Below are 21892 nucleotides of genomic sequence, written 5' to 3' on the forward strand. Positions count from 1 at the left end.
GCTGATTCATGAACGTTTTCGGGATCGGCCTTCCTGAGATGGCCGTTATTGGCGCTGTGGCCCTGCTGGTGTTTGGGCCCAAGCGCCTCCCCGAGCTCGGTCGCACATTGGGCAAGACTCTCAAGGGTTTTCAGGCGGCCTCTAAGGAGTTCGAGCGTGAAATCAACAAAGCGATGGCAGAGCCTGAGCTGAAGGGTGATGAACCAGAGGTTCTCCCTGCAGAGGCTTCGTCTGCGCCGTCACAGGTGCCCCCCAACGAAGAGGGCTGATGCAGAGCGGTGATCTCCGCTTGCTGGTGGGGCTCGGCAATCCTGGTCAGCGCTATGCCGGCACGCGCCACAACGTGGGGTTTATGGCCCTGGAAGCCTTGGCTTCTGGCGAGTCTGCTCGCTTCAAGGCGATGGCCAAGCTGCAAGGGGAGTTGGCGGAAGTCGGTGTGGGCAGCAATCGCCTCAGGTTGCTGATGCCCCAGACCTTTATGAATGAGAGTGGTCGTTCGATTCGGGCTGCTCTCGACTGGTTTGATCTCTCCTCAGATCAGGTATTGGTGCTTGTCGATGACATGGACCTTCCGTTGGGGCGGCTGCGGTTGCGTGCCAAAGGAAGTGCCGGTGGCCATAACGGGCTCAAGAGCACGATTCAGCATCTGGGAACCCAGGAGTTCGCGCGCTTACGGATTGGTATTGGGGCTCCCGGTCGATCGGCGGAGGAGCGTCGTGCTCGCACGGTGTCCCATGTGTTGGGCAGTTTTCATCAGGCGGAGCAGTCCCTGCTCAAGGACGTGTTGGATGAAGTGTTGCGGGGTGTCGATCTGATTCAGCGTCAAGGCTTGGAGCGGGCAGGCAACCGCCTCAATGGACTGAATCTGGCTCCGGAGGAGCCTGCGTGACCCCTCTCCCAGTTACCACGGCCCATCTGCGCGTGCTGAGGCAGAGCTTCCAGGACAAGTGCCTGGAAGGTGAAGTCAGTGCCGGTGGCTTCAACTGGCAGTTTTGCTGGACATTCGAAGGGGGCGAACTCACGGTGGAGCCTTCGTTAGGCCGGGCGTTGATCCAGGACGCCCTGCTGCGGTTTTTGGTGAAGGCCGACTATCACCTGGAAGCAGGAGGCGATTACACCTTCACCGTGCGGGCACGGTTCTGAGTCCAGGTCCTTGTTGGGGAGGATGGCTCCAGGTCAAGGGATGAGGGAGCTGATCTTCCAGCAAGACCAGCGCCGCGATGCCGTCCAATTCGCCGGGGGGGAGCTGGAGGCCCTTGGGCAAGAACCGCCGCCACCCGCGAGCGGGCCAGATTTGCCAGTAACGGTCTCTGGCGCGCAGGGTCGTGCCCGCTTCCTTCACGATGCGCATTGGAGCGAGGTGTTGGAGTTGCTGCTGCCATGCCTTGCTGGAGGTGCCATCGCCGATCACCAAAGCTTCCAGGGGTGTGTGTTGGTGCCACCGCTCCAGTTGGGTGCGAGTGTCGTCTGCAAGCACCACGAGGGCATCTTTGATTTCACCCTGGCTGCAGTCAGCCAGCACAAGGCCGCATTTGCTGCGACCGGGATCAACTGCAGCGACCATGCCGCGAAGGGGTGGCTGAGTTCGCTCAGTTACGGCGTTCATTGATGCGCGCTTGGGGAATGGTGCCGACCGGCTCGATCCGCACGATCACCGGATCTGCGGTGTCGCTGCGTTGATTGGCAATCACCTTCAGTTCGATGCGAGAGGGAGAACGACGCAGCAGCGTGCTGCCGAGTTGGTTCAGGGCATTGGTATCGAACTGCAAGCCTTGCACCAGCGACCCGCGTCGCTGCGCTTCAGCGAGAGCCGATGCCAGCAGTAGGTTGAGGCGGTTGCGCACGGCTTCGCTGTTGGTTTCATCCCGTTCCAGCGCGGTTCGGGCCAGCACCGCATCGCGTTGCACCACGGTGGTGTTAGGTCTGACTTCCGGGAAGGCGTAGACCACTTCCTCTCCCAGCAACACATTGGCTGCCGAGCGGATGTTCACAACCCAGGTTCCCGGCTTTGTGATGGTGGACTCGAGGCGCTGGATGTCATTGCGGGGCACCAACAGGATCTGGCGGTCGGGGGTTTCCCCAGGGAGCACGCGTTGGTAGGCCTGGAGATTGGCTTCCCGCAGCAATTGGTCGATCACCTGTTTGGCCTGGTTGGGACGATCCAAACGGAGCGTGGCGGTCGCTAAGGGCTGGCCGCTGCTGAGCACCACATTGCCGAGGCGCAGAGCGAGTCGCTGCTGTTCCAATTCGCGCAGTTCGGCTTCGCCCTTGCTGATGCGTGATCGCACGTCGGCCAGCTCGTTCTCTGTGCGCTGGATTTCTGCATCGCGGGCCTGGACATCCCGGCTGAGGCGCTGTCGCTCAGCTTCAAGCCGTTGCCGTTCTTTCTGCAGGGGCACCAGGGTTTGGCGCAGTGCATCGGCTTTCGCTTTGGCTGTTGTGAGATCCAGGCGGGCCTGCTCACTTTCCCGCTGGGCTTGGGAGAGAGAGCGGGCTGCTCCGGCCTGGGCTTCACGGCTGCGTTCCAGTTCGCTGCGGCTGATGCGCAATTTCTCTTGAAGCGCATTGAGCTCAAACAGACCGACCCGCAGTTGACGACTCACCAGCAGCAGCAATCCCAGCGAGAGCGCTGAAATCAGGCTGCCGGTCAGCACTGTGATCACCACAGCGGTGCTGCGGGGGCGAAGGCCCAACAGGCTGAGGCGCGCCTTTCCAACGCTGGACCCCAGACGATCGCCCAGGGTGGAGAGGACTCCACCAAGGACAAGCAGGATCAGGATCAGCAGCCAGCCGGTCAACGTCGTTCAGCGGTCGGGAAACGCTCAGGCCAACCGGCGACCATTGTCACCTGAAGATCCCTCAGCTGAACTTTTTGGCCAGCGCGATCGGATCCAACACCGTGATTTTTTTGCGGTCAATCTCCACCAGCCCGGCGTTGCGGAGATCGCCCAGCAGGCGAGTGATGGTGACGCGAGTCGAACCGATGGCTTCGGCGATCGCTTGATGGGACAGGCGCAGATCGATGGTGATCCCGCGATCGCCTGGCACGCCGAAATCTCTGCAGAGCACCAGTAGAAAACTCACCAGTCGCGACGACATGTCGCGGTGGGTGAGGGTCTCGATCATCGTTTCGGTCTGCAGAATCCGGCTGGAGAGGCCCTGCAATAACAGCAACCCCACACTCGCGTCCGCTTCGATCGCCTGACGTACGGATGCGGCGGGGGCTGTCAACATCTCCACGCGGGTGAAGGCCACGGAGTGATAGAAGCGATCGGAGCGATGGCCGGTCAGCAACGACAGCACACCGAACAGGCTGTTTTCCCGCAGCAGCGCCACGGTGATCTCTTCCCCTGACTCGTAAACCCGCGACAGGCGCACAGCACCGCGACGGATCAGGTACACCCGCTCTGCAGGATCTCCAGGGAAGAAGATCGTTTTATTGCGCTCCACCATTTCCGAGGTAGCGCCATCCAGTCCACGGATCACATCCAGGAGGGTGCGCTCCTTCTTCTCGGGGGTGTTCACCAGGGTCATCGGTCCCGGTACTGGAGTAACGGTACGGCTGAAGCCGTGCATGACTCCCGGCATGGATGGCTTTGCAGGTGACTGGAAGTTACGGATCAGTTCCGTAGTGCCGTGTAGCAACCATCACGAAATCGAGCGATTACGGAGCGCCTGGCGCTGGCTGTCCATCAACTGCTGCAGGCCTGGTTCAGCCAGATCCAGCAGGCCATTGAGTTCGCTACGGCTGAAGGCTGCTCCCTCGGCAGTGCCCTGGATCTCCAGCAGATGCTGGTGCTCGTCCATCACCACATTCAGATCCACATCCGCACGGCTGTCTTCGCTGTAGTCCAGATCGAGCAGTGGGGCGCTGTTCACCAGGCCCACCGAGACGGCGGCCACCTGCTTGGTGATGGGTTGGCGCGTCACCAGTCCCTGCGCCAGCAGTTGGTCGCAGGCGTGCTTCAGCGCGACCCAGGCCCCTGTGATGGATGCGGTGCGCGTGCCTGCATCGGCTTGGATCACGTCGCAGTCGATCAACAGGGTGTTTTCTCCCAGGGCTTCCATGTCGATGCAGGCCCGCAGGCTGCGGCCGATCAGCCGCTGGATTTCCTGGGTTCGCCCCGAGAGCTTGAGCAGTTCCCGGTTTTGGCGCTCGGGGGTGGAACCCGGCAACAGGCGGTATTCGGCACTCAGCCAGCCTTTGCCTTGTCCTTTCCGCCAGCGGGGCACGCCCTCCTGGTGACAGACGCTGCAGAGCACGGCCGTGCGCCCCGTGCGCACGATCAGGGAGCTTATGGCGAAGCCCATCGGATCCCAGTTGATGGCAAAGGGGCGAAGGTCTGCGGCGCTGCGGCCGTCGTTGCGCTCCTCGCCAGGCGTTGAGTGGGTGCCGCTGCTGCTGAGGCTGGTCATGGCGTTGTGGGGCGCAGGCGTGAATGGTCTGAGCCTGGCAGGGGCCGTTTGCCGGTTTCCACAGCCGCATGGGGAGAGAAGGGTGTCGGTCGACACCGTGACACCAGGGATAGTGTCAAAAGGCTTGTGAACTGATCCGGCGGCGCTAGGTTTGAATCCAGCGGGTCACCCCCGGACGCACGAGCTCTTGATGACAGCAAGCCTCAGCACCAGTCACCGTCCCGGCGAGGTCCGCAGCGCAGATCACCGGACACTGGAGCGTGCAGGTCTGCATCCTCTGCCTCAGCTGCCAGCTCGCCCTCCCCTGCATCTGGTGTCTCCAGAGGGGCAGCTGCAGGTGCATACCGCTCCCTATCGGGGCAGCTTTGCTTCCGTTTTGAGCCAGGCCCTGCGTGCTGCAGGTCTCGGCAGCCGGGTGATGGTGGTGCAGTTTCTCAAGGGAGGGGTGGCTCAGGGGCCTGATCGCCGCCTCACCCTTTGTGGCCGGCTCCAGTGGTTGCGGCCTGATGTTGCTTGCTGTCTGGCCGAGCCCGCTTCGGAACAGGAGCCAGACACCCTGGCTGCAGTTCAGGCCCTCTGGGCTGAGTGCCGTTCCCAGCTCCTGAATGGTGAGCTGGATCAGCTGGTGATGGATGAACTTGGGCTCGCTGTGGCCCTTGGCTACCTCGATGAGCAGGACGTGCGCAGCACCCTGGAGCAGCGGCCAGGATCGATGGATGTGATTGTCACGGGGCCTGCCATCCCAGACTCTCTGATGGACATGGCTGACCAAGTCACCGAATTGCGCCGGGGTTTCTAATGCTCAAGAACGACCGCTGGATCACCGAGCAGGCCAATGCCGGAATGCTGGAGCCGTTCCAGTCGGGACTGGTGCGTCACCTTGATCCTGAGCAGCGGCAGCATCCTGTTCTCAGTTTTGGTTGCTCGTCGTATGGGTACGACCTGCGCCTGTCACCCCAGGAATTCCTGATCTTTAAGCACGTGCCCGGCACGGTGATGAATCCCAAGCGATTCAATCCCGCCAACCTCGAGCCCACCGAGCTGCATCGCGACGAAGACGGCGACTACTTCATCCTTCCGGCCCATTCCTATGGCCTCGGTGTGGCCCTGGAAAAAATGAAGGTGCCGCCCAACATCACGGTGATCTGTCTCGGCAAGAGCACCTATGCCCGTCTCGGCATCATTGTGAATACAACGCCTGCTGAAGCCAGCTGGGAGGGGCATCTCACCCTGGAGTTCAGTAACAGCTCCGGTGCTGACTGCCGCATCTATGCCAACGAAGGCATCTGTCAGTTGCTGTTTTTTGAGGGTGATCCCTGCGACACCACTTACAGCGACCGTCAAGGCAAATACCAGCATCAGCCCGAACGGGTGACCCTGGCTCGGGTTTAACGCAACCTCGGCAAACCAATCGGATCGATTCGCTTGGCTCAGGGAGCCAAGCGCGCTTTGTGCAACCTGGTTTTTTCATACCAAGCAGCGAATTCAGGCGCCCAGCTCTGCAGGTGGGGCCACATCAGGTCGCATAACTCGCGAATTTCCTGCTGGGCATCGAGCTTGGCCCGCAGATCCATGAAGTGCAGAAAGGCCCGCAGGCTGAAGCTCACCACGAAATGCTGGCGATAGTCGAAGGGAAGAATGCCTCGGGCATGCTCTTCTGCGAAGCCGGCATTGAGCAGGTCGCGGTAGCGCTCCGCTGCCTGCTGACAATGGGCGAGATCCTGTTGGCGTAGTTCTTCGCTGTAGAGATATTTCTTGCCCTGGCGATCGCTGTAGGTGCCCACGGGGCGCAGGTAGAAGACCTCTTCAAGAGGCAATTCACCGTTGGCTGCGCGGCAGATCCGCTCGCCCGTGTAGCGCATCGACTGCACATCGAAGCTCACCCCCACGCGGTGGGTGCGGGCTTGCTGCATCACGGAATGGGGAAACCAGCCCACGTTGAGAACGATCTGGGCGTGCTCGAGCGGCCCGTAATGGCCTCGCTCACCGGCGAGGAGGCGCTTGACGCAGATCTCGCCTGCCTTGGTTTCATCAGGCCATTGCTCACGGTCCCCCGCGACGAATCCCTCGCTGTAGTCCTGATGCATGCCGGCATACACGCACTGCTGGGGGTTGGGTGTGGCGGCAATCAGGTCGACCCGGAAGCGGGGATCCATGGCGTTGCGACGTGTGGGTTGACGGGTGTGGGCTGATCATGCCCGGATCCTTCAGCCGTGGCTGCGCGGACCGGCACTGGTTGGCGTGGCTGTAGCAATGCCATCGCCGTCTTCGAGACGGCTGACGCTGCCGATGCCGGCGAATTGAGGCAAGGGCGTATTGGCAATCAGGGCCGTGCTCAGGGCTTCCAGTTGTTGGGGTGTGCGCACGCCGAGGGAGCGACCGCGCAGGCTGCCATCGGCAGCGAACAGATTCAGTTGCGGGATGCCGTTGACCTCATAACGGTCAATCAGGTCTTGCCACTGGGGGTTGTCGATGTTGACCAGCACCACATCCATCTGGCCGTTGGTGCGGCGTTCGGTTTCGAGCATGGCGGGGGCCATCTCCCGGCAGGCTTCACACCAGTCGGCATAGAACTCGAGCATGGTGGGTTTCTGATTGCTCAGGGCGACTTCTGGGGCCAGAGAGCGCCGGGCCAATTGGTCCATCGGTGATTCAGCCGATAGGCCATTGCGCAGCAGGAAGAGCACCACCGCCAACACCAGCGCCGTCACCACCAACAGGCCTTTCTGGAGCCCGCTGAGACTGCTGGAGGCACTGTTTGCAGGCATGCCGCAGATCAAAGATGAGTCGTCACTCTGGCAGGCCTGCACGGCTGGCGTTGCTAGCGTTTTTTTAGGCACTACTGCTGCTGCAACTGCTGCTGATGCCGCTGCTGAGATTTCTGTTGTTGCCTTTCCGCGCGCCGTTGGTGCTGCTGCTGTTTGCGGTGGCCACGGTGATGGGGAACCACTGGACGGTGTTTCAGCAGCAGCTGTTGCAGAGCAATGGCCTTGATGCGCCTGTGTTCTGGACCGTTGAGGTGTTGCAGGCCCTGGTGGTGGTGGTGGTCTGCACCATGCCGGATCTGTTGCTGCGTCAGATCTCGATGCTGATGGCCTCGAGTCGGGTGTTCAGCCTGGTGGTGACGCTGCTGTTGGTGATCACCAGCGGCCTCTATTTGCTTCAGCTGAAGCTGCTGGCGGATGTGTTGATCCTGGCGTCGGCAGTGCTGTTGGCTCGGCTTGATCTCACACGCATCCGGGTGGTGCCTTCGCCACAGGTGATGGCGTTCTGGATGGCTGTGATTGTGTTGGCTGGGATCTGGCTTGGCCACAACCTGCCGATTCCCCTGCTGATGCAGCCGGCATCCGTTCCGATCTGATCCCGAAGGATCAGTCGCCGACGACATCACTCAGCCGGAGCAGGGTGCTTCTTCGGCGTGGAGGTAGGCCCAGAGATTCCCGAGCACTTTTTTGGTGTAGATCCGCGTCTCGGGGTAAGGAATCCGTTCGGCCCAGAGCTCAGGGTCCTGCTGCAGTTCTGGTGTGCGCCAACCGCCAGCTGCACCGGGGCCGGCGTTGTAGCTCGCCACCGTGAGCCAGGGATTGCCATCCCATTGCCTCAGCAACTGCTGGAGATAGAGGGCTCCCAGTTGGGTGTTGATGTCAGGGTTGGTGATCTCTGTTGCGCTGAGGGGGTGGCCCGCCACTTCGGCAGCGGTGGCAGGCATCAGCTGCATCAGTCCCTGCGCACCCACCGGAGATTGCACTCCTGGGGAGTAGCGCGATTCCTGTTTGGCGATCGCCCGCAGAAGGGCTTCATGCACCACCGCCTCGTCGCTGGCCGATGTGAACGCGTCCCCGAACGGCCTTGGGTGCTGCTGCTGATGCAGCGCAAAGCGGGTGCTGCAGGCTTCACCCACCAGCCGCAGACTGCTGCGCCATAGGGAATCGAGTCCGCGCCAGGCATTGCCTGTTGCCAACAGCAGCTGACCGTCGGTGATGCGTTCCGTCGGGCTGGGCTCTGCCGTCAGGCGGTCGGGATTGAGAGGTGCTTGCTGGCGGCTGTGCCACGTCTCGCGCGCGTCTTGGACCATCCCCAGTCGCCAGAGCTGGTCGACGACGGGATCGCCGCTGTTGAGAGGTTGCCAACTCGATGGTGGTGGGGGCAGTGGAGTGGCTTGCGCCAGTGGGGGCAGGGTGGATTCCCCCAGCCGAACGGCAGCGCGCCAGCTGTAGTAACCGGGTGGGTGTTGGGTCAGCAGCGCCCGCCATTGGTTCTCAGCATCCTGTGGCCGGCCCTGTTTGGCTGCGCTGAAACCGTGCCAGAACCGTTGTCGTGCTGCCAGTGGCTCAGGCAGCGTGTCGTGGGGGAGTGCCGCGAGCCAGGTCTCTGCCTCAGCCCAGCGGCCCGCCAGCAGATCAGCGCGGGCCAGATCCCACTGCAGCTGCCAGCTGGCGGGATGATCGGGCCAGCGGTTGAACACGCTGGCGGCCGTGCGCTGACCCAGCCGCACCTGGGCGGCTGCCACATCGGCGGAGTGCTTGCGCAGGGGTTCGGGCAGCTGGGCCAGCAAGGCCTGATCGGGCTGGAGAGGTTCGCTGAGCAGTCGCGCGGCCTCCAATGTGGTGCCGCTGACGGGTGGGTTGGCCGTGCGGGCCATGCGCACCAGCACTGTTTCCCCCAGGTGCCGTTGGGCTGCGTCGCCCCGCAGCAAGGAACGGCCGATGGCGACGGCTGTGGCCGGAGCTGGCGGTGCAGCCTGTAGGCAGTCGAGTCCCCTCTGCCCATCCCCGAGACGGGCGAGGGCCAGCGCCAGGTGCTGACGGTGAGTGGTGCTTGTGCTGGCTGTGGGCGCGCAGGCGGCCCGGATCACCGCAACTGCCCCTGGATGGGCGGCGCCCCAGCGGGCCAGGTGCATGGCCTGTTGCGCGTGCACGGCCTTCTCAAGAGTGGCCGGATGGGCTGGATGGTGTTTCAGCAGCCAGCGTTGGAGTGCGCTGTTTTCGCTGGAGAGTTGATAAGCAGCATCAGCGCTGAGTGGGTGGTGTGGGAATCGGGCGAGCAAGGCTCGCCAATGGCCATCAGCACTCTGCGCCTCACCCAGTTGGTCAGCTGTGCGGGCTTGCTGCACCAGCACTGCTGCTGCCACCTGCGCCTGCCCCCAGGCTTGACCCTGCAGCAGTCGCTGTCGCCGCCCAGGGGAGTCGCGGTCGCTGGCGGCCAGCAGCAAGGCGGCGTCGCGCCGCTCGGATGGGTCCCAACTCCAGCGGTAACGCCTCCAAAGTTCGGCCGGAGTGGCGGCTGGCGTCAGGGGTGGCTGCTTCCACTGCTGCAGCCACCGTTGGGCGACCACGATGATTCCCAGGCTGCCGATCACTGTCCCGGTGAGCAGCAGCAGTCCGCGGGAAGGACGCACAGGCAAGCCGTAGGCAAAGACTGCTGTCATTCTGTTGGGCGGCCAGCAGCATCGGTATGGCGAGACTGAAGCGAGCAGGAGGTCCTGGTCAGATGCAGCAACGTCGCTGCGGCCTCTCCTGGCTTGTGTTGCTGTTGGTCTGGGGGTGTCGCTGGCTTTGGCCGTTGGTCTGGCTGCCGGGCTGGGTGGTGGTGCTAATCGCCATCTGGGCCGTCCTGGAGTTGGTCGCACTGCTGCTGGCTCCGCGGCGCTGGAGCTGACCGCTTTGGGGCTGTCCGCTTTGGAACTGTCCGCTTTGGAACTGACCGCCTTGAAACTGTGCGTTTGGGGGTTCCCTGGTTTGCAAAGACTGCTTGAGCAGTCCGACTAACCTCCTGCTCTCTCCACTGCTTTGTTGATGGCCGACCACGCCACACCGCCCCTGGGGATTCCCCACCACCCGTCTCAGGCGGCCTTTGGCACCGATGGTCTGCGCGGCCGCGTGGGCTCAGCCATCACCCCGGCCTTAGCGCTGCAGGTGGGGTATTGGTGTGGTCGTGTGTTCCCCCGTGAGGGGCCCGTCTTGATCGGCATGGATTCCCGCAGCAGTGGCGCCATGGTGATGGCGGCTCTGACTGCTGGCCTCACAGCCGCTGGCCGTGAGGTGTGGACCCTCGGGCTGTGTGCCACCCCCGCGGTGCCGCTGTTGATCCGCCAGTGCGGTGCTGCCGGTGGTCTGATGGTGTCTGCCAGTCACAATCCGCCCCACGACAACGGCATCAAGGTGTTCGGTGCCGATGGAAATAAGGTGCGCCCTGAGCTGCAGCGGTCGATTGAGGCTGGGCTCAGAGGCGAGGCTGCTGAGGCTGAGGCGGCGATGACGACGGCCTGTGCACCGGCCCATCACCGTCCTGAGCTGCTCTGCCATTACCGCGATGCGCTGCTGGCCAGCGTGCCCGGTCAGGGGCTGAGCGGCGTCAAGGTGGTGCTGGATCTCTGTTGGGGCTCTGCCACTGCTCTCGGCGCCGAGGTGTTTCAGGCCTTGGGCGCTGATCTCACCGTGTTGCACGGTGAACCGGATGGCAGCCGAATCAACGTGGGATGCGGTTCCACCCACCTCGCCCCTCTGCGGGAGGCGGTGGTCAACAGCGGCGCCGAGATGGGGTTCGCCTTTGACGGTGATGCGGATCGGATGCTCGCCGTGGATGGACAGGGCCGGGTGGTGGATGGTGACCACGTGCTGTTCCTCTGGGGTTCAGCGCTGCAGGAGCAGGGGGCGCTGCCGGATCAGCGACTGGTGGCCACGGTGATGTCCAACCTGGGCTTTGAACGGGCCTGGCAGGCACGTGGCGGCGTCCTTGAGCGCACGCCGGTGGGGGATCAGCATGTGCATGCCGCCATGGTGAGCAGTGGTGCTGCCCTGGGTGGTGAGCAGTCCGGCCACATCCTGTCGTCCGCCTATGGGCTGGCTGGTGATGGCGTGCTCACGGCGCTGCAGATCGCCACGCTTTGCCACCAGCGTCAGCTCAGCCTTGGCGCTTGGCGGGATGAGAGTTTCCAGTCCTATCCCCAGAAGCTGGTGAATGTCACCGTGGCCGACAAGGGCCGCCGCACCGGCTGGGAGGCCTGTGAGCCCCTCACCCATGCGGTGAGCGATGCGGAAGCCGCCATGGCCGGCAGCGGCCGTGTGTTGGTACGGGCCAGTGGTACGGAACCGCTGCTGCGCGTGATGGTGGAAGCGGCCGAGCAGACCGATGTCGACCACTGGAGTCAGCACCTGGCCCAGCTGGCGGATCAGCATCTCAACGCTGCTTGATCAGGCCTCTGGCCAGACTCAGGGCGCCATCACAGGCATCCCCGCCGTGGTCACTCCAGTGCCAGTGGCCCAGCTGCTGGTCGAGTTGATCGCTCACCAGATCGCGTAACCCTTGCAGGTGGGTGATCGCTCCCCCTTGGGCGCTGATTGCAGGTGCTTGGAGCGAGAGGGCTTGGGCCACTGTGGTCACAGCTTCGGCCAGGGCGGTGGCGGAGCGGGCTAACACCTCCAGAGCCTGGGTATCGCCACGGGTGGCTTCGGCATGCACCAACGGGGCAAGCCGTGCCAGAGCGGCCACATCCAGCGCCGATCCAGCCGCCAGGGCTTTGACCTCTGCGGGACTGGTGCAGCCCAGGGCGTCCCAGAGTTGGCGTCGCAAGGGTGTCTCCGCAATCCGCCCATCGGCCATGCGCAGGCTGAGCTGCAACCCCTGATGGCCGATGTCGAAGGCTGAGCCGGCGCCGTCCAGACGCCATCCCCAGCCTCCGCACCGGTGCTCCCGGCCGGTCTGATCCCGTCCAAGGCAGATCATCCCGGTGCCACTGATCAGCGCGATGCCGGCGCCGGCTGGGAAGGCGCCATGCAGGGCGGTGCGTTCATCGCCGGTCACCAGCGTCTGGGTGGCGGGGAGATCCAGGACTTTGCTGAGGAGGCGCTGACCGCGTTGTTGCAGTGTTGTGCCGTGTTCAATGCCGCTGGCTCCGACGACCGCCGCGTCAAGGCGGCTGTTCAGGGGCAGTCCGGCCGCCTGCAGGGCGGCATCCAGGCTGGAGCGCAGCGCGGCTTGAAATCGCGCTTCACCCTCCGCAGCATCCAGGTGGCAGACACCACTGCCGTCGCCTTCGCCCTGAGTGGTGTCGTCCTCGGGCTCGACCCGCAGCAGGCGGCAGCGGGTGTGAGTCTGCCCGGCATCGAATCCACCGATCAGCATGGTTGATACTCAGGTGATCGCTCGAGCGGTTGGGCCAGGGTGGCCAAACAGAACAGACCAATCACCTGCACTTCGGGCCGGAAGAAGATGGTGTCGGTGGCACCTTGCACCAGCAGGCCGGCGATCGCGGCCAGGCAGGCCAGTCGTTGCAGTTGCAGTGGTCCCTCACCCTTCAGTCCTGCCAAGCCCTGGCGCAGGCTGCTCCAGGCCAGGCCAAGGCAGGCGATCAGACCGGGGATGCCGGTCTCCACAAGGATCTCGAGAGGCACCGAGTAGGCGCTCAGGGCATTGAAACGGGGCTGTTGGTAGAGCGGATAAATGCTGTTGAAGGCGTTGTTGCCAGGGCCGATACCTAGCCAGGGGCGGTCTTGCACCATCGCCAGCGCCGACATCCAGACGTTGATCCGAAAGTTGTTGGAACTATCGCCCCTGCCGGCCAACAGGCTGGCGACGCGGGTGCGCACCGGCTCCACCTGGGTGACGGCGATGGCGATCAAGGCCACACCAAGCACCAAGAGGGCGAGAGGGACCAGACGGCGCCAAAGCGGCGGCCAGTGGCGAATGCTGCGCAGCACCACCAGCAGCACCACCACGCCCAAGGCTGCGAGCATTCCCAGCCAGCCCCCACGGCTGTAGCTGAACAGGGTGGATACAGCCCCGAGCAGCAGGCTCGCCCCGGCGAACAGGCGTTGTCCCCACCCCTGCCAGCGCAGCAGGGCCACCAGGGCAAGGGGCAGCAGTGGCACCAGATAGCCCGCCAACAGGTTGGGGTTGCCGAGGGGGCCATAGACGCGGATCGTGCCCTCCGCCACGGAATTGGGATCGGCCCAGCCCGCCAGTTCTTCCGTCGGCCCGTAGAGCTGTCGCAGTGCGATCACACTGCTTAAGAGGCCCCCACTGAGCAGTGCCGCCACCAGACGATCCCACCACTGGGGGCGCTGCAGCAGCAGTTGGCGCAGCAAGGCATAGATCCCTAAGTAACTGAGCAGCTTGATCAGTCCCTTGGCCGCGGCGACTGGGACCGGCGAAAAGCCCGTGGCCAGCGTGGCGATTGCTAGGTAGAGCAGAAGCCATCCACTGATGGCCCCGATCCGGCTTGGCGGGGTGATCAGGGCCCAGAGCAGCCAGAGGGCACCGCAGGCGGTCACCACCAGGGCAAGGCCCGGTCTGCTGATGACCGGCAGGGTTGCGAGCAGGCCCATCAACACTAGGCAGGCCACGGCCTGCAGGCGCCGTTGCTGGGGCTGGGAGCTGGGAATCAGGCCCTGCCAGCGCAGTAGCAGCGGAGCCTCGGCAACCGCATCAGCCATCGGCGTGCGCCCTCACGGTGTGGGTGTGTTCTCCGCCGGATTATCGACCCGTTCCCAGCGTTGTTCGAGATCTGCAACGGATGGCAGTGGTGTGGTGTTGCGTTGGTACAGCACTCGGTAGACGGGAAGCTCCTGGTCGAGCACGTAGCGCTCCCGTTCTGTTTGCACTGGCAAGGGACTGGGGCCCCGCCAGGGCCGGGGGTCAGCCTCGGGTCGCTCGAAGCAGCCACTCAGTTCGGTGAGGGCCACCATCGGCTCGATCACTTCCAGCACATCGCTCTGCATGAACAGCTCTCGCCCTGGTTGCAAGGCCGCGGCAATGGCCAGCAACAGCGCGGGTTGCAGCACTCTGCGCTTCTGGTGGCGCTTTTTGAACCAAGGGTCAGGGAACTGGATTGAGACTCGCTGCAGGCGGTCTGGTGGCAGGGCTTCCATCCATCCCTGCACGCTCACGTTGGCGTTGCAGAACAGGAAATGAAGGTTCTGCATCTCCCGTGCATCGCGGTCACGCTGTGCCGCTGCCACCAAGGGCCGGCGAATCTCGACGCCAAGGTGGTTCCACTCGGGTTGCACGTCTGCCAGGGCTAGCAGAAACTGACCGCGGGCCGAGCCGATGTCGAGATGAATCGGTCGGTTGGGATCGTCGAACAGCGCCTCGGGACCGGGCAGCTCCAGGGGCAGCTGGAAGAAGCGGCTGAGGGGATTGACGTGCTGGCGCAAGGGTCAGGCGTTGGGGTCAACCTCTGAGATTGCCAGGGGGGCATGGCGCAGAAGGCCCCAACAGGCGGTGTAGCCGTGCAAGTGGGTGCTGCCGGCGAGGGGGCCCACTTCTCCGTTGCAGAAGGCTCCAGCGATCGGAAGATCAGGGATCACCGATCGGGCGATGGCCACATCCCCATCGGGGCATCCATACAGGCCCTCTCCTCTGCCCAGGCAGGCAAACAAAAGGCCGAAATGGGGTTCTTCGCCGCAGCGGTCCCGGGCATCGCACAGCAGCTGACGGGCTTCCTGGCGGGAGGCATCGGCTTCCCGCAGCTGAAACTGCACGTTCTGTCCCACCCGGATGCGTTCGGCCACGGCCACAGCTCCATTGCGCGGATCCACCCCGATCAGATTGCGCACCAGAAAGGCGCTGCGGGGTTCTGGGGTTCCGCTGGGGCCCATCAGCAGAGCCTGCCGTTCAACACCGAGGAACAGGGAGTCTTTGACGGCCTCGCGCTCGTCTTCGTTGAGCTCGGCCAGGACCCGTTGCAGGCACTCCACGGGGGTATTGCGCTTTTGATCGTGGCTGAGCTCCAGCAGCACATTGCGCTCGGCCTGTTCGATGGCAAACACTGGGCCGATGGGCTTGCAGCCTTGTGCCACGGCGGGCTCCAAGGTCCAGTCTCCGCCGATGGCCAGGCCCACCACCCCACTGGCCACGTTCTGGCCTTGCAGCAGAGACCCGTGGGGGGCTGCATGGGGTGCTGCGATGCCTCCAAGGCAGGGGGCGGAGGGGAAGGCGTAGTCGAGTCCACTGATCAAATCAGTGATGCCGCTGCTGGTGGGGTCGATCAAGACCACCAGCGATCGCAATTGGGAGGGATCCAGCCCCAGCCATTGCTGCCATTGTTCGTTGGAGCCGTCGAGGTCGGGCAGCTGATTGGTGTCAACGGCAAAGGGTTGCAGCACCGCCCCCGGCAGATTCAGCAGCGTCACGCTCAGAGCTGGGGTCTGCTCCAGCTCATGGGCTTCTCCGTTGCGGTCAGTGCCGACCACGCCACCCACGATGCAGCCGAGCCAGTGCTCCGCGTGCAGGGTCGCCTGCAGCAGGGGCAGCAGCCTGGGTAGATCGCTGGCGAAATGACTCGAAACGAAGACCAGGGCCAGATCGGCGCTCCCCTTGCCAAGCACGGCGCTGACCTCCTGGACGGCCGCATCCAAGGAGGTCTGACTGGACAGGGCTGTACGACAGCGGGCCTGCGCCTGGCGCGAGCGGAACCAGTTGAACGGCTGAAACGGCCCCATGGCTGGACCTTACCAACCCTGGCGGAACCGGCGCGGGCGTCGATAATGACGCCGACTTGAACCGCGCTGGTGCCTGACCTTCCCTATCGCAGCCTGGTGTGGCTGACCTATCGCCTCGGGGCCACCTTCGCGCTGGGTCTTCCCTTGGTGTTGTTGGTGTGGGCCTCCGTTCGGAGGGAGACGGCGATCTCCCGGCTGATGGGCATCTACTGGAAGGTGGCGAGCCTGCTGGTGATCACCCTGCTGCTACTAACCGATCAGCGGCCTCTGGGCTACGTCACCGCGTTGGTGGCTCCGGTGCTGATGACGGTCAGCGTCTGGTTCTGGGTGGATCTCAACGAGGAGCTGGCTGATCGACCCTTGCGGCAACCGTTGGTGCTGACGGTGCGCTTGTGGCGCTGGGCCCTGAGCGGTTTTTCCGTGATCGCTGCCGGCATGGCGATTAGCAGCCTGTCGTGTGTCTCAGCCGTCGAAGGTGCCGATTGCAAGGCCTGGCTGGAGGCTCCTCAGGGGCTTCATCTGGTGCTGGAGGGGCTGTTTGATTTCCTGTTTGGCGGCGACTGGAATGAGGCCGTGGCTGCCTTCCTTGGTTATGTGATGTTGGTGGCCTACGCCGTTGGTCTGCTCCAGTGGCTGTTGATTCGTCTTCCCCGTCAGGGGCGTGTGGCCGGTGAATTCTGAGCAGCTGCAGGCCCTCGAATCGATTAGTCGCGATCACCCCGACCGGGTGGTGCGACTGGAGGGTTCTGTGCGCCTCGAGAGCGGATCCGAGGAACCTCTCGAACTGCTGATCTTCCGCGGGTTCAGCAGTTGCATCACCCATCCCACAGCTTTCGATCCTGATCAGAGTGTGCTGCCGCATGGCGCGACGATTGAGAACGCTTACCTGCTCCAGGGGCCGCTTAATCCCGCTGCAGAGCAGCTGCTGATGGGACCAGTGCCCGTTCAACAGCTGCTCGACCCCAACGCCTGGGGGTGAACTGAGGTCGTTGGTTCAGCGGCGCTCCAGCACCGCCACGCAACGCCCGCAGAGATCGGGATGGTCACTGTGCTGACCAATATCGGTTTCGTAATGCCAGCAGCGCTCGCATTTCTGGCCGCGGGATCGGGCCACCTCGATGGCCGCCAGTGGGCTGTCTTCGCTGGCGAGCACTTCGGCCCAGGGTTCGCCGCCCAGCTGCAGTTGCGACACCAGCAGCCAGTCATGCAGTCCATCCACCTCGGAATGGCCGTGCTCCTGCAGCCAGTTCACCGCCTTCTGCAGCTCTGGATCGCGCACGTCGATGCGCACGGCAGCCTCCAAGGAGGCACCGAGCTCTCGCTTGCCCCGGCAATCCTCCAGCACGCGGTTCACGGCACTGCGCAGGTCCCGCAGTTGTTGCATCGGCGCATTGAGGCTTTCGTTCCGCCAGTTGTCCGGCACCGTGGGCCAGCCGCGGCGGAACACGGAGGGTTCTGCCACCGGGTAGGGAAGGTTCTGCCAGATGTCTTCTGCCATGTGGCAAAGCACTGGGGCGATCGCGCCCGCCAGACGCTCGATGATCAGGGCCATCACCGTTTGGCAGCTGCGCCGGCGCCTGTCGTTGGGTGCGCTGACGTAAAGCCTGTCCTTGGCGATGTCGAGGTAGAAGTTGGAGAGATCGCTGACGCAGTAGTTCTGCAGTAGTTGGAAGAAGCGGAAGAATTCGTAGTTGTCGAAGGCTTCGGAAATGCTGTCGAGCACCACAGCGGTGCGCTGCAGCATCCAGCGATCCAATAGGGGCAGGTCCTCGATGGCAACGGCATCGCGAGCGGGATCGAAGTCGTGGAGATTGCCCAGTAGGTACCGCGCGGTGTTGCGCACCTTGCGGTAGACGTCTGCCAGTTGGCTCAGGATGCCGGCACCGATCGGCACATCAGCGGAGTAGTCGACGGAGCTCACCCACAACCGCAGCACATCAGCGCCGTAGGGGGGCTCCTGCTTTTGGTTCTTGCCGCCTTCGATGATCACCATCGGATCAACGACGTTGCCCAGCGATTTGCTCATCTTGCGGCCCTTTTCATCCAGGGCGAAGCCATGGGTGAGCACGGTGCGGTAAGGCGCGTGACCGTTGACTGCGACGGACGTGAGCAGGGAGCTTTGGAACCAGCCGCGGTGCTGGTCGGAGCCTTCCAGGTAGAGATCTGCTGGATAGCTGAGGCCATCCCGCTTGCTGGCGACTCCCGCCCAGCTCGAGCCGGAGTCAAACCACACGTCCATCGTGTCGGTGCCTTTGCGCCATTGATCGGCTTCGGCCTGATGGCTGGGAGGCAACAGTTCGGACTCGTCTTTCTCCCACCACACGTCGGCCCCGTGTTGGGCGATCAGGGCCTGAATATGGGCGATTGAGTCGGCATTGAGCAGCACGTCGCCACTGCTGCGGTGGTAGAAGACGGGAATGGGTACGCCCCAGGTGCGCTGGCGGGAAATGCACCAGTCGCCCCGCTCACTCACCATCGACTCAATGCGGTTGCGACCTGAAGCCGGCAGCCAGTTGACCTGGTCAATGGCCTCGAGGGCTTCGCTTCGGAACCCCTCCACGGAGGCGAACCATTGCTCAGTGGCGCGGAAGATCGTGGGCTTCTTGGTGCGCCAGTCGTAGGGGTAGCGGTGGCCATAGCTCTCGTGCTTGAGCAGGGCCCCGGATTGCTCCAATGCCTCCACGATTGTGGGATTGGCATCTTTGAGCACGTTCAGACCGACAAACGGCCCGGCTTCATCGGTGAGGGTGCCGGCTTCATCCACCGGGCAGAGCACAGGTAGGCCGTGCTTGCGGCCGGTGTTGAAGTCGTCGACGCCGTGGCCGGGGGCGGTGTGCACCAGGCCGGTGCCCGATTCGGTGGTGATGTACTCCCCACCAACCACAACCGGGCTCTCTCGCTCCAGCAGGGGATGGCGATAGCGCAGTCCGGCCAGGTCGGCGCCTTTGACCACGGCCTTGGTCTCAAGGGTGGTTTCGAATTTGGCGGCCAGAGCGTCGCGCAGGTCGTTGGCAACGATCAGGAGGCGACCACGGTTATCGGCGCAGAGGGCGTAGTCGAGGCGATCATTGACCGACACCGCCAGGTTGGCCGGCAGGGTCCATGGGGTCGTGGTCCAGATGGAGACCTGAAGGACATCGCCGAGAGCATCGCCATCGGCCGGCAGCTCCAGGCCCTGTTGGCCGAGGCTCTGACGCAGGGCGTCCGGCAGCGCCACGGCTGGGAAGGCCACGTACACACTGGGGCTGGTGTGGCCGTCGGGGTATTCCAGTTCGGCTTCGGCCAGGGCCGTGCGCGAGCTGGGACTCCAGTGCACCGGCTTGAGGCCTCGATAGATGTGGCCCTTGAGGGCCATCGCCCCGAAGACTTCGATCTGGGCAGCCTCGTAATCCTTCTGCAGCGTGAGGTAGGGGTTCTCCCAGTCAGCCCAGATGCCCCAGCGCTTGAAGCCGGCCATCTGGCCATCCACCTGCTTGCGGGCATAGGCCGCGGCTTTCTTGCGCAGCTTCACGGGGGTGAGTGCTTTGCGCTGCTCCTGGTCCATGCCCTGGAGCACCTTGAGCTCAATCGGCAGTCCGTGGCAGTCCCAGCCAGGCACGTAGCGCACTTTGCGCCCTTGCATCACCCGGTGCTTGTTGATGATGTCTTTGAGCACCTTGTTGAGGGCGTGGCCCATGTGTAGGGCGCCGTTGGCGTAGGGCGGGCCGTCGTGGAGGGTGAACGGTTCTCCGGTGTTCTCCTCCCCAAGGCGTTGATCGATGCCCTGTTCCTTCCAGAAGGTCTGCAGTTGAGGCTCTCGCTGGGTGGCGTTGGCCCGCATGCCAAAGCCTGTCTCGAGCAGGTTCAGGGTCTGCTTGTAGGAGGGCTTGTCCGCGCCGGCCGGCTGCTGCTTCTGCGATGGGCTCTCCTGAGACCGGCTGTCCTTCGACACGGTGGCGCTGCTGCAGCTGGAATTATCAGTCCTGGTCGGTGCCGATTGGAGGCAAGGGAGAAGGTTCCTCTGTTGCGGAGGGTTGATCAGGCTCTTGTTGTTGTTGCTCCGCAGGGTCGCTGGGTTGGTCTGAAGGTGGTGTGGCTTCGGGCTCGGGGCGGACCCAGCGCTTGCCTTTTCCCTTGCCTTGCTTGCGAGGTGCGCCGAATCCCTTGGTCCTGAGCGGCTGGGGTTGCTCGGCGGCTGCCGCAGGCTGTTCGGGTTGCGTCTGGTCTTCCGTGTCTGCGGCGGTTTCGGTGTTGGAGGCTTCTGCTGAAGCTGATGGGTTGGAGGTCTCTTCGGCTGCCTTGCTTGCGGGTGTTGCGGTGCCGACCGGTGGTTCGGTCTCTGTGGGGCTGGCTTCCGGTCTCACCCAACGTTTGCCGCTCTTGCTGGCTCCTTCCCGTTTTGGGGTGGAGCCCGTCGTCGGCAAGCTTGGTTTGATGCTGCTCAGCAGGCTGCCGGCATTGCCGCTGAGACTCACCACTGCAGCGATCAGCTGTTGAACGCTGGTGCTCCAGCGCTCGCTTGAACTCAGGCGTTGTTGTTCTTCGCTGCTCAGTTGATTCCAACGGGCCTGGGCGACTTCCACACCCAAACGGCTGATCAGCAGGGCTCCACAGGCCACCGCCAACATGGGTGCCCCGCGCAGGCGGTCGCTGCTGGTCACGAGCACGAGCCCCAGCAGTAAGACAACCGCTCCCCAGACGCCGTCTCGCGGTCGACTCAGTTCGGTGGCCAGGAGGGGCAGAAGCAGGACCACCAGTCCCACCAGCAGGCAGAGGTCTCCAGTGAGGGTGGCCAGCATCAGGAGTGGGGGTCCAGGTTGGCCCCATTGTGGGTCGATGCCTAAAGTTCGGCTCTTGCCCACCTGGCGGAATTGGTAGACGCGCTGGTTTTAGGTACCAGTGGCTTCGGTCGTGGGGGTTCAAGTCCCCCGGTGGGCATCACGCTTTCCTTAGGGTCAAGCGCTTGTGACATGTTGAGAAGGCTGCGTCGACCGATGACCAACGCAACCGTTGCTGCTGTCGTTACGCCCCCCTCAGCTGAGCGGCGATTGCGCTCTGTGCCGAAGGAGTTCCTCGATCCACCGGGCCCCTGGAATCCAACGGTGGGTCTGTTTCTGGGTGGCTATGCCCTGGCAGCACTCACGGTCTGGGGCTGGTTTGTCGGGGGCTGGTCATTGCCGGTGTTGCTGCTGACTGGCTTTTTGGCCTTGCATCTGGAGGGCACGGTGGTCCATGACGCCTGCCACAAGGCGGCCCATCCGGTGCCTTGGATCAATCAGGCCATGGGCCATGGATCAGCCCTTCTGTTGGGTTTCAGTTTTCCGGTGTTCACGCGGGTGCACTTGCAGCACCATTCCCACGTCAATGATCCCAAAAACGATCCCGACCACATCGTCAGCACCTTCGGGCCGCTCTGGTTGATCGCGCCGCGATTCTTCTATCACGAGTTCTTTTTCTTTCAGCGCAAGCTTTGGAAGCGCTGGGAGTTGATGCAGTGGGGGCTGGAGCGCGCCGTGTTCATCACGATCGTGGTGGCTGCTTTCCGCTTCGAGTTCCTTCCGTTCATCTTCAACTGCTGGTTCGCTCCAGCCCTGATGGTTGGGGTCACGCTCGGCCTGTTCTTCGATTACCTGCCGCACCGCCCTTTCCTGTCCCGCAACCGCTGGCAGAACGCCCGCATTTATCCAGGGCGCACCATGAATTGGCTGATCATGGGTCAGAACTACCACTTGGTGCATCACCTGTGGCCGTCGATTCCCTGGTTTGAGTACAAGCCGGCGTATGAAGCCACCAAGCCGCTGTTGGATTCCAAGGGCTCACCGCAACGGCTGGGTTTGTTTGAGACCCGCAAAGACCTGACCAATTTCCTCTACGACATCTTCCTTGGCGTGCGCAGCCACAAGCCCCACGGCAGCAAGATGCGCCGCTTGGCACGGGTGATGCCCAGTTCTCGGATGCGCCGTGGCTGGATGGGGCTCTTGCAACGCACCGCAGTCACTCCGGCACGTCGGCGTTACTAAAAAGCGCTTTCTGTGTAACGTATTCGTGCCGGAAGT

Annotated in this window: 24 protein-coding genes and 1 tRNA gene; 12 read left to right on the forward strand and 13 right to left on the reverse strand. The window is 63.5% G+C overall.

From position 1 onward, the window contains the following. Positions 1 to 8 precede the first annotated feature (8 nt). From RS9916_RS12220 to RS9916_RS12230, 3 genes are read left to right on the forward strand one after another with little or no spacing between them, the layout of a single operon-like run. A complete protein-coding gene (locus tag RS9916_RS12220) occupies positions 9 to 269 on the forward strand; it encodes a TatA/E family twin arginine-targeting protein translocase (protein ID WP_007099747.1) in 261 nt (86 codons plus the stop codon). Beyond that, a complete protein-coding gene (gene pth, locus RS9916_RS12225) occupies positions 269 to 889 on the forward strand; it encodes an aminoacyl-tRNA hydrolase (protein ID WP_007099748.1) in 621 nt (206 codons plus the stop codon). The genes RS9916_RS12220 and pth overlap by 1 nt, the downstream gene beginning before the upstream one ends. Then, positions 886 to 1143, forward strand: coding sequence for a DUF3146 family protein (locus RS9916_RS12230; RefSeq protein WP_007099749.1), 258 nt, complete (start codon positions 886 to 888; stop codon positions 1141 to 1143). Before pth ends, RS9916_RS12230 begins: the two co-directional genes overlap by 4 nt. Here RS9916_RS12230 and RS9916_RS12235 read toward each other — a convergent pair. From RS9916_RS12235 to rph, 4 genes are all read right to left on the reverse strand, one after another. Beyond that, positions 1121 to 1564 carry a hypothetical protein gene (locus RS9916_RS12235; RefSeq protein WP_007099750.1) on the reverse strand — a complete coding sequence of 148 codons (444 nt, stop codon included), beginning with the start codon at positions 1562 to 1564 and terminating at the stop codon, positions 1121 to 1123. The genes RS9916_RS12230 and RS9916_RS12235 overlap by 23 nt on opposite strands. 25 nt (positions 1565 to 1589) lie before the next feature. Further along, entirely contained in the window at positions 1590 to 2798 is a 1209-nt protein-coding gene (locus tag RS9916_RS12240) for a DUF3084 domain-containing protein (protein ID WP_007099751.1), read from the reverse strand. A 61-nt stretch (positions 2799 to 2859) separates the two neighbouring features. Beyond that, positions 2860 to 3534 (reverse strand): global nitrogen regulator NtcA, encoded by a 675-nt coding sequence (gene ntcA / locus RS9916_RS12245; RefSeq protein WP_007099752.1) that lies wholly within the window; start codon positions 3532 to 3534, stop codon positions 2860 to 2862. Between the two features lie 114 nt (positions 3535 to 3648). After that, positions 3649 to 4416, reverse strand: a complete 768-nt coding sequence (rph, locus tag RS9916_RS12250; protein ID WP_007099753.1) for a ribonuclease PH — start codon at positions 4414 to 4416, stop codon at positions 3649 to 3651. Between the two features lie 190 nt (positions 4417 to 4606). Between rph and RS9916_RS12255 the strand changes: the two genes are divergently transcribed. After that, positions 4607 to 5215 carry a cob(I)yrinic acid a,c-diamide adenosyltransferase gene (locus tag RS9916_RS12255; protein WP_007099754.1) on the forward strand — a complete coding sequence of 203 codons (609 nt, stop codon included), beginning with the start codon at positions 4607 to 4609 and terminating at the stop codon, positions 5213 to 5215. Further along, entirely contained in the window at positions 5215 to 5808 is a 594-nt protein-coding gene (dcd, locus tag RS9916_RS12260) for a dCTP deaminase (protein ID WP_007099755.1), read from the forward strand. Before RS9916_RS12255 ends, dcd begins: the two co-directional genes overlap by 1 nt. A gap of 38 nt (positions 5809 to 5846) precedes the next feature. On the opposite strand, the gene thyX is transcribed toward dcd, so the two are convergent. Both thyX and RS9916_RS12270 read right to left on the reverse strand, forming a co-directional pair. Beyond that, positions 5847 to 6572, reverse strand: coding sequence for an FAD-dependent thymidylate synthase (gene thyX, locus RS9916_RS12265; RefSeq protein WP_007099756.1), 726 nt, complete (start codon positions 6570 to 6572; stop codon positions 5847 to 5849). A gap of 51 nt (positions 6573 to 6623) precedes the next feature. Next, entirely contained in the window at positions 6624 to 7184 is a 561-nt protein-coding gene (locus RS9916_RS12270) for a thioredoxin domain-containing protein (RefSeq protein WP_038024632.1), read from the reverse strand. Positions 7185 to 7279: 95 nt separating this feature from the next. On the opposite strand from RS9916_RS12270, the gene RS9916_RS12275 reads away from it, so the two are divergent. Beyond that, positions 7280 to 7777 (forward strand): hypothetical protein, encoded by a 498-nt coding sequence (locus RS9916_RS12275; protein ID WP_007099758.1) that lies wholly within the window; start codon positions 7280 to 7282, stop codon positions 7775 to 7777. A 30-nt stretch (positions 7778 to 7807) separates the two neighbouring features. Here RS9916_RS12275 and RS9916_RS12280 read toward each other — a convergent pair whose 3' ends face one another. Further along, positions 7808 to 9844, reverse strand: a complete 2037-nt coding sequence (locus tag RS9916_RS12280) for a lytic transglycosylase domain-containing protein (protein WP_007099759.1) — start codon at positions 9842 to 9844, stop codon at positions 7808 to 7810. A gap of 62 nt (positions 9845 to 9906) precedes the next feature. Here RS9916_RS12280 and RS9916_RS12285 point away from each other — a divergent pair, with 62 nt between their 5' ends. Both RS9916_RS12285 and glmM read left to right on the forward strand, forming a co-directional pair. Continuing rightward, a complete protein-coding gene (locus RS9916_RS12285) occupies positions 9907 to 10074 on the forward strand; it encodes a hypothetical protein (RefSeq protein WP_232199591.1) in 168 nt (55 codons plus the stop codon). A gap of 137 nt (positions 10075 to 10211) precedes the next feature. After that, positions 10212 to 11609, forward strand: coding sequence for a phosphoglucosamine mutase (gene glmM / locus RS9916_RS12290; RefSeq protein ID WP_007099762.1), 1398 nt, complete (start codon positions 10212 to 10214; stop codon positions 11607 to 11609). Here the strand turns inward: glmM and RS9916_RS12295 are convergent. Genes RS9916_RS12295 through RS9916_RS12310 form a run of 4 tightly spaced genes read right to left on the reverse strand, consistent with a single transcriptional unit; the run spans position 11596 to position 15857 of the window. Continuing rightward, positions 11596 to 12540: a BadF/BadG/BcrA/BcrD ATPase family protein gene (locus RS9916_RS12295; protein ID WP_007099763.1), complete on the reverse strand. Its 945-nt coding sequence runs from the start codon at positions 12538 to 12540 to the stop codon at positions 11596 to 11598. The genes glmM and RS9916_RS12295 overlap by 14 nt on opposite strands. Then, complete coding sequence (locus RS9916_RS12300) at positions 12534 to 13850, reverse strand: IctB family putative bicarbonate transporter (RefSeq protein WP_007099764.1); 1317 nt, start codon at positions 13848 to 13850, stop codon at positions 12534 to 12536. The genes RS9916_RS12295 and RS9916_RS12300 overlap by 7 nt, the downstream gene beginning before the upstream one ends. A gap of 12 nt (positions 13851 to 13862) precedes the next feature. After that, positions 13863 to 14570, reverse strand: coding sequence for a tRNA (guanosine(46)-N7)-methyltransferase TrmB (trmB, locus tag RS9916_RS12305; protein WP_007099765.1), 708 nt, complete (start codon positions 14568 to 14570; stop codon positions 13863 to 13865). A gap of 3 nt (positions 14571 to 14573) precedes the next feature. Then, positions 14574 to 15857 carry an FIST N-terminal domain-containing protein gene (locus tag RS9916_RS12310; RefSeq protein ID WP_007099766.1) on the reverse strand — a complete coding sequence of 428 codons (1284 nt, stop codon included), beginning with the start codon at positions 15855 to 15857 and terminating at the stop codon, positions 14574 to 14576. Positions 15858 to 15926: 69 nt separating this feature from the next. Here RS9916_RS12310 and RS9916_RS12315 point away from each other — a divergent pair, with 69 nt between their 5' ends. Both RS9916_RS12315 and RS9916_RS12320 read left to right on the forward strand, forming a co-directional pair. Beyond that, positions 15927 to 16538, forward strand: a complete 612-nt coding sequence (locus RS9916_RS12315) for a DUF3177 family protein (protein WP_007099767.1) — start codon at positions 15927 to 15929, stop codon at positions 16536 to 16538. After that, positions 16528 to 16836, forward strand: a complete 309-nt coding sequence (locus RS9916_RS12320) for a hypothetical protein (protein WP_007099768.1) — start codon at positions 16528 to 16530, stop codon at positions 16834 to 16836. The genes RS9916_RS12315 and RS9916_RS12320 overlap by 11 nt, the downstream gene beginning before the upstream one ends. A 15-nt stretch (positions 16837 to 16851) precedes the next feature. On the opposite strand, the gene ileS is transcribed toward RS9916_RS12320, so the two are convergent. Both ileS and RS9916_RS15420 read right to left on the reverse strand, forming a co-directional pair. Beyond that, positions 16852 to 19788: an isoleucine--tRNA ligase gene (ileS, locus tag RS9916_RS12325; RefSeq protein WP_007099769.1), complete on the reverse strand. Its 2937-nt coding sequence runs from the start codon at positions 19786 to 19788 to the stop codon at positions 16852 to 16854. Between the two features lie 25 nt (positions 19789 to 19813). Continuing rightward, entirely contained in the window at positions 19814 to 20635 is an 822-nt protein-coding gene (locus tag RS9916_RS15420) for a Ycf66 family protein (protein ID WP_007099770.1), read from the reverse strand. Positions 20636 to 20692: 57 nt separating this feature from the next. Here RS9916_RS15420 and RS9916_RS12335 point away from each other — a divergent pair. Both RS9916_RS12335 and crtR read left to right on the forward strand, forming a co-directional pair. Then, positions 20693 to 20774 (forward strand) — tRNA-Leu (locus RS9916_RS12335). A 56-nt stretch (positions 20775 to 20830) separates the two neighbouring features. Further along, on the forward strand, positions 20831 to 21856 hold the full coding sequence (crtR, locus tag RS9916_RS12340) for a beta-carotene hydroxylase (protein WP_007099771.1): 1026 nt from the start codon (positions 20831 to 20833) through the stop codon (positions 21854 to 21856). Positions 21857 to 21892 lie beyond the last annotated feature (36 nt).

The organism is Synechococcus sp. RS9916 (assembly GCF_000153825.1).
Classification (GTDB): domain Bacteria; phylum Cyanobacteriota; class Cyanobacteriia; order PCC-6307; family Cyanobiaceae; genus Synechococcus_C.